Genomic DNA, 13805 nt, shown 5'->3' with positions numbered 1-13805 from the left:
GCGTCGATCCTGGGTGTGCTGCGTTGCGGCGCGGGCTACCTGCCGCTGGACACCACCAACCCGGTCGACCGTCTGCGCTTCATCGTCGACGATTCCGCACCGAGCGCGGTGATCGTCGACGACACGACCGCGGACCTCGAGCTGTGGTCGCAACTGGGGGCGACACCGGTGGTGCCGGTCGGGCAGCTCGTGGCCGACGGTGCCGGTGCGAATCCGGAAACCGCTGCGGTTCATCCCGATTCGCGCGCCTACGTGATCTACACGTCGGGCTCCACGGGGCGCCCCAAGGGCGTCGAGGTCACCCATCGCGATGTCGTCACGCTGATGGACACCGCCGCTGGTGATTTCGAGTTCGACGAGACCGACGTGTGGACGATGTTCCATTCGTACGCGTTCGACTTCTCGGTCTGGGAGTTGTGGGGACCGCTGCTGACCGGCGGCCGTCTCGTGCTCGTGGACCGTGACCTGGCCCGGGCTCCGGAGGAGTTCCTCGACCTGCTGGCGCGCGAACACGTGACCGTGCTGAGCCAGACGCCGTCGGCGTTCTATCAGCTCGCCGAGGCCCGCCGGCGCCGCAGGACCGCACTGTCGTTGCGCTACATCGTGTTCGGCGGCGAGGCGCTCAGTTTCGAACAGGTCCGCCGCTGGTTCGACGACCATCCGGGCGAGACCACGTCGCTGGTCAACATGTACGGCATCACCGAGACGACCGTGCACGTCAGCTTCCGTCCGCTCGACCCGCAGTCGGTGGCGGCCGACGACGCGAGCTTCATCGGCCGCCCGCTCGGCTCGCTGGCCATCCACGTACTCGACGACCGTCTGCGTCCGGTGCCCGAGGGCATCGTCGGCGAGATGTACGTCACCGGTGGGCAACTCGCGCAGGGGTACCTGAAACGTGCCGGGCTGTCGTCGACACGTTTCGTGGCCTCGCCCTACGGTGAGCCCGGATCCCGGATGTACCGCACGGGCGATCTGGCCCGCCGCGTGGGCGAGGACATCGAGTACCTCGGCCGCGGTGACGCTCAGGTCCAGTTGCGTGGCTACCGGATCGAGTTCGGTGAGATCGAGGCGGCGCTCCTGGCCGTGCCGGGTGTGAGTGCGGCGGCCGCGCGTGTCGTCGACATCCCCGGCCGCGGGGAGCAACTGATCGGCTACCTCGTCCGCGACACGGAGAACGCGGTCGAGGTCGCCGAGGTCCGGCGAATCGCCGGCCGTGCGGTGCCGTCGTACATGGTCCCGGACCAGATCGTCGACCTCGAGACCCTGCCCCTGACGGCGAACGGCAAGCTCGATCGTGAGGCCCTGCCGGTACCCGACTCGGCCACCGTCGTCGAGGATGTCGTCGCGCCCGCCGGCCCGCAGGAGACCGCGGTCGCGCAGGTCTTCGCCGAGGTGCTCGGCGTCGACGAGATCGGGGTCACGACAAGCTTCTTCGACCTCGGCGGCAATTCGCTGTCGGCGACCCGCCTCGCCTCCCGCGTCGCCGATGCGCTCGGCGCCGAGGTGTCGGTCCGGGACGTGTTCGAGGCGCCGTCGGTCCGTGATCTGGTGACGGCCGTGTCCGGACGCGGATCCGGTCTGCCGCCGGTGACGGTCGTGTCGCCGCGCCCGGAGCGGGTCCCGCTGTCGTTCGCACAGCAACGCCTGTGGTTCATCAACAGGTTCGAGCCCGCGTCGTCGGCCTACAACATCCCGATCGCACTGCGGTTGCGCGGCGACCTCGACACCGACGCGCTGCGGGCCGCGGTGGCCGACCTCGTCGCACGACAAGCCGTGTTGCGCACCACCTTCCCCGAGATCGACGGCGTCCCCCACCAGCGCATCGACGGACCGGACGAGGTCGACCGGCTGGACTGGGCGGTCGTCGGCTCCCAGTCCGAGATCGAGTCCGCGGTGACCGACGGCTTCGATGTCACCGTCGACTGGCCGATCCGCGCCCGCCTGTGGCCGGTGAGCGCGGGCGAATTCGTCTTCGTGGTGGTCGTCCACCACATCGCCGCCGACGGCGAGTCGATGAAACCGATGCTCGCCGACCTGCTCACCGCGTACGGCGCCCGCGCCGAGGGCCGCGATCCGGTGTTCGCCCCGCTGGAGGTGGAGTTCGCCGACTACGCGCTCTGGCAGCACGACGTCTTCGGCTCGGCCGGCGACCCCGACTCGCTCATCGCCGCCCAGCTCGACCACTGGATCAGCAGGCTCTCCGGTGCGCCGGATCTGCTCGAACTGCCCACTGACCGTCCGCGTCCGGCCGTGGCGTCGCAGCGCGGCGCCCGGTTCGACTTCGAGATCCCGACCGAGGTCGGGACCGCGATCGAACGGGTGGCGGCCGAGCGGGCGGTCACCCCGTTCATGGTCGTGCACGCGGCCCTCGCAGTCCTGCTCGCGCGGCTCTCGTCCGGCGACGACATCGTCATCGGTACCCCGATCGCCGGGCGCGGGAAGGCGTCCCTCGACCCGCTCGTGGGCATGTTCGTGAACACGCTCGTCCTCCGGGTCCCGGTCGACGGCACCGAGTCCTTCGAGTCCCTGCTGGACCGCGTGCGAACGACCGATCTGGATGCCTTCGCGAACGCCGACGTTCCGTTCGAGACGCTCGTGGAGAAGCTGAACCCGGTCCGGACGGAGGCCTTCGCCCCGCTCGCCCAGGTGAATCTCACGTTCGACCAGTCGGCCTCGGCCGACTTCGCGATCGACGCCGAACAGGGCGGATCCGTCGGCGACCTGAGCTTCGAACCGCTGCCGCAGGAGGCTCCGGGCGCGAAGGTCGACCTGAACTTCGCGATCGACCGCGGGGACGACGGACGCCGGTGGGCCGGTTCGGTGATCTACGCGACCGACCTCTTCGACCCCTCGACGATCGACACCCTCACCCAGCGGCTCGTCGCGATTCTGACCGGTGTGCTGAGCGCACCGTCTCGTCCCGTCGGCGACACCGAACTCGTGCTGCCTGCCGAGTCGTCGCGTCTCGACGACTTCGCGGTGGGCGCGCGGGTCGAGGTGGGGGCACCGCAGACCGTCGCCGATCTCGTGGCGGCGAACGCCGCGTCGGCTCCCGATGCGCCCGCGGTCATCTTCGACGACCGCGTGGTCGACCAGACCGAATTCGCGGCGCGCGTCTCGCTGCTGGCCCGCGAGCTCGTCGACGCGGGTGTCGGTCCCGATGTCGCCGTCGGCGTCTGTCTCGACCGTTCGGTGGAGATCATGGTCGCGGTGCACGGAATCGTCGCGGCCGGTGGCCAATACGTTCCCATCGACACGGAGAGCCCGGCCGAACGCGGGCAGTACATCCTCGACACCGCTCGTGTGTCGACCGTCGTCGTCGGCGCCGGGCCGGTCCCCGCCGTCCTCGACGACTTCCGGGGCCGGATCCTGCGCGTCGACGCCTCGGCCGCGCTGCCGGATGCGCCCGTGCCTCCGGTGACCGATGCCGACCGTCTCGGTGTCGTGCATCCGGACAACGCCGTCTACACGATCTTCACGTCCGGATCGACGGGACGGCCGAAGGGCGTCACCGTCACCCATGGTGCGCTGCGCAACACCCTCGCATGGTTCAGCGACTCGAACGGCGAAGGGCCGCATCGGTTCCTGCTCAAGACCCCGTACACCTTCGACGCCTCGGTCTGGGAGTTCTTCGGTCCGGTGTTCACCGCCTCGGCGGTTGTCGTCGCCGAACCGGGCGGACACCGCGACCCGCGTCACCTCGCCGGGCTCATCGAGCGCCACGGTGTCACCACGGTCAAATTCGTGCCCTCCATGCTCGCCGCCTTCCTCGACGGCGCCACCGGTGTCGGCATCGAGAGGCTCGCCGGCCTGCGCCGCATCTTCTCCGGTGGCGAGGCGCTCCTCCCGGGTCTCGCGTCGGGACTGGCCGCCGCGCTCCCGGATGCGTTGCTGGTCAACCAGTACGGCCCCACCGAAGCCGTCGTCGACATCACCTATGGCGCCGTCACCCGGCCGCCGGCCCAGAACATCCCGATCGGTACCCCGGTCTGGAATTCGACGGTGCGCGTACTCGACGCACGCCTGCGTCCGGTCCCCGTCGGAGTGGCCGGCGAGCTGTACCTGGGCGGGGTCCAGCTGGCGCGTGGGTACGCCTCACGGCCCGGGCTCACCGCCCAGACCTTCGTCGCCGACCCGTTCGGGCCGGCGGGCGCGAGGCTGTACCGCACCGGTGACCGTGGGCGCTGGAACGCCGCGGGTGAGCTCGAATACCTGGGCCGCAACGACTTCCAGGTGAAGCTGCGTGGTCAGCGCATCGAACTGGGCGAGATCGAGTCGGTGCTGGGATCGGCGCCGGGTGTCGTGCACACCGCCGTGACCGTCGCCGCCCCGGCCGGGGGCGGCGAGCAGCTGGTCGCCTACCTGGCGGCCGGACCGGGCGTCGAGCTCGACGCCGACACGGTCAAGGACGTCGCGCGGCGCGGGCTCCCGGAGTTCATGGTGCCGACGACGTGGATGGTCGTGGACCGGATGCCGCTGACCACCTCGGGCAAGGTCGATCGTCGTGCGCTTCCGGCACCGGAGTTCACCGCCGGCGAGTACGTGCCCCCGGCCGAGGGCCAGGAGTCCGAGGTCGCCGAGATCTTCGCCGGGCTGCTCGACGTCGCCCGGGTCGGCGCGACCGACGACTTCTTCGCCATCGGTGGCACATCCCTGTCCGCGATGCGGCTGGCCGCCCGGATCTCCGACGCCCTCGGGGTCGACGTGTCGGTGCGGGACATCTTCGACGCTCCGACGGTGCGCGAGCTGGTGGCGCGCACCCGCGAGCGCGGCCGGGCCCTGCCGCCGGTCGTCGCGGCGTCCCCGCGGCCGGACCGCATCCCGCTGTCCTTCGCCCAGCAACGGATGTGGTTCATCAACCAGTTCGATCCGACGTTGCCGACGTACAACATCCCGACCGTCGTCCGGATGGTGGGTGACCTCGACGTGGCGGCACTGCGCGCGGCGATCGTCGACGTCGTGGTCCGTCACGAGGTCCTGCGCACCACGTTCGCCCAGGACGACAACGGCCCGTTCCAACGCGTCTCGGCTGCCGACGAGGTCCCCGCGCGGCTCGAGTTCTCCGTTGTCACGACGGCCGAGGACTTCGAGCGCACGGTCACCCGCGGGTTCGACGTGTCCCGGGAGTGGCCGGTTCGGGCCTGCCTGTGGCAGGTCGACGCCGAGACCCACGTGCTGGGCGTCGTCACCCACCACATCGCCTCCGACGGTGAATCCCGCAAGCCGCTCGTCGCCGATGTCGTGACCGCCTACGTCGCCCGAAGTGCCGGGGACGCACCGGTTTTCGAGCCTCTGGAGATCCAGTTCGCCGACTACGCGATCTGGCAGCACGAGGTGCTCGGTTCGGCCGACGACCCCGATTCGGTCCTCGGCCGGCAGCTCGCCCACTGGACCGGACGCCTGGCCGGACTGCCCGACGTCCTGGAACTGCCGACCGATCACGACCGCCCGGCCGTCGCCTCCACACGGGGCGGGCGCATCGCGTTCGAGATCCCCGCCGAGGTCGCCGACGCGGTGAACTCCGCGGCACGTGCCCACGGCGTCACGCCGTTCATGGTCGTGCACGCCGCGCTCGCGGTGCTGCTGGCGCGACTGTCCGCCACCGACGACATCGCGATCGCCACCCCGGTGGCCGGTCGTGGATCGCGCGTCCTCGACCCGGTCGTCGGCATGTTCGTCAACACCTTGGTGCTCCGCTCCCGCATCGTCCCGGGAATGACGGTCGACGAGGTGCTCGCCCAGGTGCGCGCAACCGATCTCGACGCGTTCACCAACGCCGACATCCCGTTCGAGACCCTCGTCGAACACCTCGACCCCATCCGTTCCGAGGCCTTCGCGCCGCTCGCGCAGGTCCTGTTCACCCTGGACCAGTCCGGGCCCGTAGCCGGCGGCGCCTCCGGTTCCGACGCGGCAGTCCTGTCCGGACTCACGATCACACCGGTCGAGCCACCCGAGGTGTCGGCACAGCTCGACCTGGCCTTCGCGGTCGCCGCCGACGTGCCCGGCCGGCCGTGGACGGGAACCGTCATCTACGCGCGCGATCTCTTCGAGGCCGACACGGTGAGCGAACTCGCCGGTCGGCTGGTGGCCCTGCTGCGGGACATGACCGATTCCGGCCGTGCGACGCGCGCGGTCGGGGATCTCGCACTCGTCTCCGGGACCGACCGCGCACAGGTCGACGACTGGTCCGTCGGTGCGACACAGGAGTTCGGCGAACCCGTCATCCCCGCGGCCGTCGCCGCGCGGATCGCCGCCGACCCCGCCACGGTCGCGATCGAGTTCGAGGGCCGCCGGCTCACCTATGGGGAATTCGGTTCGCGTGTGGCCGATCTCGCACGCACACTCATCGGGCTCGGGGTCGGGCCCGAGGTGGCGGTCGGGATCTGCATCGACCGGTCGGTCGAGATGGTCGTCGCCGTACACGCCGTGCACGCCGCAGGCGGACAGTACGTCCCGATCGACACCGCGGCTCCCGCCGACCGCGTGCAGTACATGATCGACACCGCGCGGGTGCGGCTCGTGCTGTCGGCGTCGGGTGCCCGACCGTCGGCCATCGAGGGTCTCGGCGATCTGGTCACCGTCCTCGACGTCGATGCCTCGAAGGCGGTCGGTGAGGCCGAGCCGGTCACCGACGCCGAACGGCTGGCCCCGCTCCGTGGCGACCACGCCGCGTACACGCTGTTCACGTCCGGGTCCACCGGTCGCCCCAAGGGCGTGACGGTCTCGCACGCATCCGTGATGAACCGCCTCTGGTGGGGACTCGGTGAGTTCCCGTGGGCGGTCGGCGACCGGATCGTGCAGAAGACGCCGTACACCTTCGATGTCTCGGTGCCCGAGCTCTTCGGTCCGTTGCTGACCGGGGCGACCATGGTCGTCGCCCGCCCGGGTGGCCACACCGATCCGGACTATCTCGCGGACCTGATCGTGTCCACCGAGGCCACCTCGGTCCACTTCGTGCCGTCGATGATGTCGATCTTCCTCGATCTCGTACCGGCTGCTCGGTTTGCCGAGATGTCCTCGCTGCGATGGGTTTTCGCCTCCGGTGAGGCACTGCCGCCGGCGGTCGTCGCGAAGGTCGCGGCAGTGTTGCCGGGCGTCGCGATCGTCAACCTCTTCGGTCCCACCGAGGCGGCGGTCGAGGTGGCCGTCGCCGACGTCTCGTCGGCGCCCGCGCTCATCCCGATCGGGACCCCCGTGGCGAACACGTCCACCTGGGTGCTCGATGCCCGGTTGCGGCCCGTCCCGGCCGGGGTTCCCGGCGAGCTCTACCTCGGTGGCGTCCAGCTCGCGCGCGGCTACGCGGCGCGTCCCGACCTGTCCGCCGAGCGGTTCGTCGCAGACCCGTTCGGGGCGCCCGGTTCACGCCTGTACCGCACCGGCGACCTCGTGCGGTGGCGTGCCGACGGGACCCTGGAATACTTGGGCCGCACCGACTTCCAGGTGAAGTTGCGCGGCCAGCGTATCGAGCTCGGCGAGATCGAATCGGTGATCGCGACCGTCGCGGGTGTCGTGCACACCGCGGTGACCGTGGCCAAGGCGCCCACCGGCGCCGATCACCTCGTCGGCTACGTCGCCCCTGCGGACGTCGACCTCGACCTGGTCAAGTCGACCGTGGCCGCCGAACTGCCCGAGTACATGCGGCCGACGATCTGGGTGCGGCTGCCGCACCTCGAACTCAACACCGCCGGCAAGATCGACCGGAAGGCGCTGCCGGAACCGGACTTCGGGGTCCACACCGACGTCCACGTGGCACCCGCGACCGCGACCGAGGAAGTCCTCGCGTCCATCGTCGCCCACCTGATCGGGCTCGATCGGGTGTCGGTCACCGAGTCCTTCTTCGCTCTCGGCGGCGACTCGATCATGTCGATCCAGCTCGCGTCGGCGGCCCGCGCCGCCGGACTCGACCTGTCGCCGCGGGAGATCTTCGAGCACCGCACCATCCGCGCGATGGCCGCGGCCGCCGACGACGATGCGGCGCGGCTGCCGATGCTGGAGGAGTCCGAGCAGGCTGGCGCCGGTTCGCTCGCGGTGTCGCCGGTCGTGCACTGGATGATCGAACACGCCCAGGACGCAGCCGACTTCGCCGATTTCGTGCAGGCCGCGGTTCTGCGGGCGCCGGCCGGACTCGACGTCGCGTCGCTGGCCGGCCTGCTCTCGGCGGTCGTCGAGAGCCACCCGATGCTCAGCGCGAGCCTGGAACTCGTCGAGGGGGAGTGGCGATCGTCGGCCGGTGGCCGGTTCGACGCCGCGGACGCGGTCATCGAGGCCACCAGCACCGCCGCGACCGGCACCGAGGCGTTCGACGCCGATGTCCGCACCGCATTCGAGACCGTCTCGGCCACCCTGGATCCGAGTTCCGGGCGCCTGGTGCGTGCCGCGCTGATCCACGATCGGGACGGCGTCGGCCGGGTCCTGCTCGTCATCCACCACCTCGGTGTCGATGCCGTGTCGTGGCCCATCCTCATCGAGGACCTGATCACCGGGTGGGCGCAGCTCTCCGACGGTCGGGACATCGAGCTGCGCGCCGAACAGACCAGCGCGCAGGCGTGGACGAACACCCTCGCCGCGAAGTCCGGATCGTGGTCCGATCAGGTGGATCACTGGCTGGACCGGTTGCCCGCGCGACCCACCCCGCTCGGCGTCACGCTGGACCGCGACCAGGACCGGATGGCGACCGAACGGCACATCTCGCACGAGATCTCGCCGACGGTCACCCGGTCGGTGTTGACCACGGTGCCGGAAGCGTTCGGCGGCAACGTCAACGACGTGTTGCTCGGCGCCTTCGCGCGGGCGGTCCGATCGTGGCAGTCGCGCCGCGAGATCAACGACACCGCACCGGTCACCGTCCTCACCGAGGGACACGGCCGATACGAAGAGGTGCTCGCCACCGGCGAGGCAGCGCGCCGCGCGGACCTGTCCCGGACGGTCGGCTGGTTCACGACGCTCGTACCGGTGCGCCTCGACCCCGGCGCCGACGTCGTGCACGCGGTGAAGGCGGCGAAGGAGGAGCGACTCGCGCAGCCGGACAACGGGATCGGCTTCGGTTGGCTCCGGTACGGACAGTCCGCCGAGCTGGCCGCACGTCCACTCCCGAGCATCTCCTTCAACTACTTCGGGGCCGGCGGCGGCGCTGCCGCTTCCGAATCCGAGCCCCTGCCGTTCACCAATGCGCCGGACGCTCCGATCCTCGGGTCGTCGGCGTCCGGACGGATGGTGGCGCTGAGTGCTCTGGGGGTCAGCGTGACCACGGCGCACGACGAGCAGGGAAACCGCCGGCTCGTCGCCGGGGCGAGTTTCCCGCAGGCGCTGTTCGCGGCCGACGAGGTCGCGGACCTGCTGGAGCTGTGGGCGGCCGAACTGTCGGCTCTCACGGACCTGGTGAACCGCGGCACCCGGATCGGTCTGTCCCCGTCGGACGTCCCGGGTACGCACGTGACCCAGCGCGATCTCGACGACCTGGCCCGCACGTACCCGGGCTCGGCGGTGTGGCCGCTGACCCCGTTGCAGCAGGGTCTGTACTTCCAGGCCCAGCTGGCAGCCGCCGGCGCGGACGCCGGTGCGGTCGACGTCTACGTGACCCAGGTCGTCCTGACGCTCGGCGGCCGGGTCGACGGCGAGCGCCTGCGCGGCGCAGCCGAGCAGTTGTTCGCCCGGCACCGGGTCATGCGCTCGGCCTACCTCCGCACCGGTGGCGGTGCCGTCGTCGCGGTGATTCCCGCGGAGGTCGAGATCCCCTGGCGGGTCGTCGAACTCCCGGCAGACGAACCGGGTGACACGGTGGCCGCGGAGATCCAGCGGATCGTCGACGCCGAACGCCTCACGCGTTTCGATCTGGGTCGCCCGCCGCTGGTGCGATTCGTGCTGGTGTGGCACGGCGATCAGGCGCATCTCGTGGTGACCAACCACCACATCCTGATGGACGGGTGGTCGGGTCCGCTCGTCCTGGCCGACCTCCTCGCGCTCTACGCCACCGGCGAGACCTACACCGGCCAGACCGGCGCGACCGGTCTCGACTTCGCCGATCACGTGCGGCGACTGGCTGCTTCGGATCGCGATGCGGGACTTGCCGTCTGGCGAGAGGTGCTCGAACCCGTCGAGGGACCGACCCTCGTGGCGCCCGGCCTGGAGGCGACCGACGACGAACTCCCCCGTCAGTACCGGGTGATGCTCGACGAGGAGACCACCGCGGGTCTCGAGGAACTGACCCGGACCGAGGGCGTCACCGTCGCGACGGTGATGCAGTTCGCGTGGGCCGTGCTCCTGTCGCGGATGACCGGCAGTCGCGTCGTCGTCTTCGGCGAGACCGTCTCCGGGCGCCCGGCCGATCTGCCCGGTGTCGAGACCATGGTCGGTCTGTTCATCAACACGCTGCCCAGCGTCGTCGACGTCGACCCGGCGTCGACCATCGTCGAGGTGCTCCGCCGGCTGCAGTCGTCGAAGGTGGCGGTGATGGACCACCAGCACCTCGGTCTGGCGGAGCTGACCGCCCTCACCGGGACGAACCAGCTGTTCGACACGCTGACCGTGCACGAGTCGTTCCCCATCGACACCGACGCGCTGTCGTCGCCGGACACGGTGCCCGACGGGCTGACCGATGGCCTGGTCGTCGCGGACGTCGACTCGCGCAGCACCACGCACTACCCGATCAACCTGATCACCGCCGCGGCGGGCGGCCGGGTGTCGCTCCAGCTCAAGTACCTGCCCGCGGCCTTCGGCGACGACCAGATCCGGGTCTTCGGCGATGTGCTGGTGCACATCCTGGAGACGGTCGCCCGTCGGCCCCGCGAGCTCACCGCCGACCTCGCGCTGGTGTCGGAGACCCAGGGCCTCGACGTCGCGGCGTGGTCTCGCGGAACCGAGGTCGAGATCAGCGGCGACCACACCGTGGTCGACCTGGTCGCCGACGCCCGCGCGCGTGCGGCCGACCGGCCCGCGATCCTCTTCGGCGATCGCGTCGTCGACTACACCGAGTTCTCGGCACGCGTGAGCACGCTTGCGCGCGAACTGATCTCGCTCGGAGTCGGTCCGGATGTCGCGGTCGGCGTCTGCATCGACCGATCGGTCGAGGTGATGGTGGCCGTGCACGCGATCGTGGCGGCCGGCGGCCAGTACGTGCCGATCGACACCGAGTCCCCGGTCGAGCGGACCCGGTACATGCTCGACACGGCCGGCGTCGCCCTGGTCCTGACCGGTCGGGACCGGCCGGAAGCGCTCGCGGACATCGACCTGCCGGTGGTCGTTGTCGACGCCTCGGGACCCGTCGACCTCGCGGTCGCGCCGGTCGGAGCCCGCGACCGGAGTCGGCGCGTGCTGCCGGGTCACGCCGTCTACACGATCTTCACGTCCGGTTCGACGGGACGTCCGAAGGGCGTCACCGTCACCCACGGCGCACTCCGCAACACCCTGGAGTGGTTCAGCGAATCGAACGGACCGGGCGAGCACGTCTTCCTCCTGAAGACGCCCTACACCTTCGACGCATCCGTGTGGGATTACTTCGGCGGCATCCACGCCGCATCCCCCGTGGTCGTCGCCGAACCCGGTGGGCACCGGGACCCCGTCTACATGGCCCGGCTCATCGAACGTCACCGCGTGACGACCGCGAAGTTCGTCCCGTCGATGCTCGCGGCGTTCCTCGACGGTGCCACCGGCGCCGGCGACGCCGACCTCGGATCGATGCGACGGATCTTCTCCGGCGGCGAGGCGTTGAGCCCCGCGCTGGCCGGCGGCCTGCTGCGGTTGCTCCCGGAACTCGGGTTGTACAACCAGTACGGTCCGACCGAGGCGACCGTGGACATCACCTACGGCCGCGTGGACGCGCCGGCGCCGAACATCCCGATCGGCTCACCGGTGTGGAACTCGACGGTGTACGTCCTCGATGATCGACTGCGTCCGGTACCTCCCGGCGTTCCGGGCGAGATGTACCTCGGCGGACCGCAGCTGGCACGCGGCTATGCCTCCCGGCCGGGCCTCACCGCCGAGACCTTCGTCGCCGATCCCTTCGACCCGCGCGGTGGACGGCTCTACCGCACCGGGGACCGGGCACGGTGGAACACCGACGGCGTCCTGGAGTACCTGGGACGCGCCGACTTCCAGGTGAAACTCCGCGGACAGCGGATCGAGCTGGGCGAGATCGAGTCGGTGCTGGCCTCCGCACCCGGTGTCGTACACGTTGCGGTGGTCGTCGCGACCGCCCCCGGCGGGGGCGAGCAACTGGTCGCCTACGTCGCCGGCCGCCCGGGCGAGGACGTCGATCTCGACTCCGTGCGGAACGCCGCGGTGCGGGGACTGCCCGAGTTCATGCGCCCGACCGTCTGGATGGCGCTGCCCGAGATGCCCCGGACGACCTCGGGCAAGGTGGACCGACGGGCGCTGCCGCAGCCCGAGTTCGCCGCGGGCGAGTACGTGGCCCCAGAGTCTCCCGAGGAGACCGCGGTCGCCGGCGTGTTCGCCGAACTGTTGCAGGTCGACCGTGTCGGTGTCACCGACAGCTTCTTCGACCTGGGCGGGAACTCCCTGTCGGCCATGCGGGTGAGCGCCCGCGTCGGCGACGCCCTGGGGGTCGAGGTCTCGGTCCGCGACGTCTTCGAGGCGCCCTCGGTCCGCGAGCTGGTGGCGGCGCTGACCGGTCGCGGCTCCCGGATCGCGCCCGTGGTGGCGGTGTCACCACGGCCCGAACGGATTCCGCTGTCGTTCGCGCAGCAGCGCATGTGGTTCCTCAACCGCCTGCATCCGAGTGCACCCACCCACAACATGACCATCGTGCTGCGGCTGTCCGGCGACCTCGACGTCGAGGCGCTGCGTACCGCACTGGGCGACGTCGTACGTCGGCATGAGGTCCTCCGTACGACGTTCCCCGATGTCGAGGGTGTGCCCTACCAGCTCGTGCATCCGCAGGACTCGGTCGCGGGCCGGCTCGACTGGCAGGTCGTCGACTCCGAGGACGAGATCTTCGCCGCGGTGACAAGGGGATTCGACGTCACCGAGGAATGGCCGCTGCGCACGCGCCTGTGGCCGGTCGAGCCCGGCGAGTTCGTGCTCGCCGTGGTGTTCCACCACATCGGCGCCGACGGCGAGTCCATGGCACCGCTGGTGTCCGACCTCGTCACCGCCTACAGCGCCCGCGTCGCCGGGCACGAGCCGCAGTTCCCGCCTTTCGCCGTGCAATTCGCGGACTACGCGATCTGGCAGCACACCGTGCTGGGCTCGGTCGAGGACCCGGACTCGGTCGTCGGTCGTCAATTGGCCTACTGGGCAGAGCAACTCGCCGGTGTTCCGGACGTGCTCGAACTGCCCGCGGATCGTCCGCGACCGCCGGTGGCCTCCGGACGGGGCGCCCGCGCGCGGGTCGAGATCCCGGCCGCGATCGGCGAGCGGATCACCGAGGTGGCACGTGGCGCCGACGTCACGCCGTTCATGGTGCTCCACGCCGGGGTGGCGGTCCTGCTGGCACGGCTGTCGGCCACCGACGACATCGTCGTCAGCACCCCGATCGCCGGGCGTGGCCAGGCCGAGCTCGACCCGCTGGTCGGCATGTTCGTGAACACGCTGGTGCTGCGCACCCTGATCGACGGCGCGCAGCCGTTCGAGCAGCTCCTGTCGGCGGTTCGCGACGTCGACCTGAACGCGTTCGCCAACGCCGACGTCCCCTTCGAGACGGTGGTCGACCGGCTCAGTCCCGTGCGCTCGGAGGCCTTCGCCCCGCTCGCTCAGGTCATGTTCTCGTTCAGTCCGTCGGCAACCGCCGCCGAGGCGCTCGGCGACGCGGCGGGGATCACGGTGACCCCGTATGCGGACGTGATGGTCTC

Annotated in this window: 1 protein-coding gene (running past both ends of the window); it reads left to right on the top strand. The window is 70.7% G+C overall.

This entire window lies inside a single protein-coding gene on the top strand: locus tag AC3B6C_RS00930, encoding a non-ribosomal peptide synthase/polyketide synthase (protein ID WP_488374603.1). The 40215-nt coding sequence extends 11637 nt beyond the window's left edge and 14773 nt beyond its right edge, so the window shows coding positions 11638-25442 (codon 3880, complete, through codon 8481, partial); the first complete codon in view begins at window position 1. The start codon and the stop codon both lie outside this window.

It is taken from the genome of Gordonia sp. 11cp, from assembly GCF_057767225.1.
This window is presented reverse-complemented; position numbering and strand designations above follow the sequence as displayed.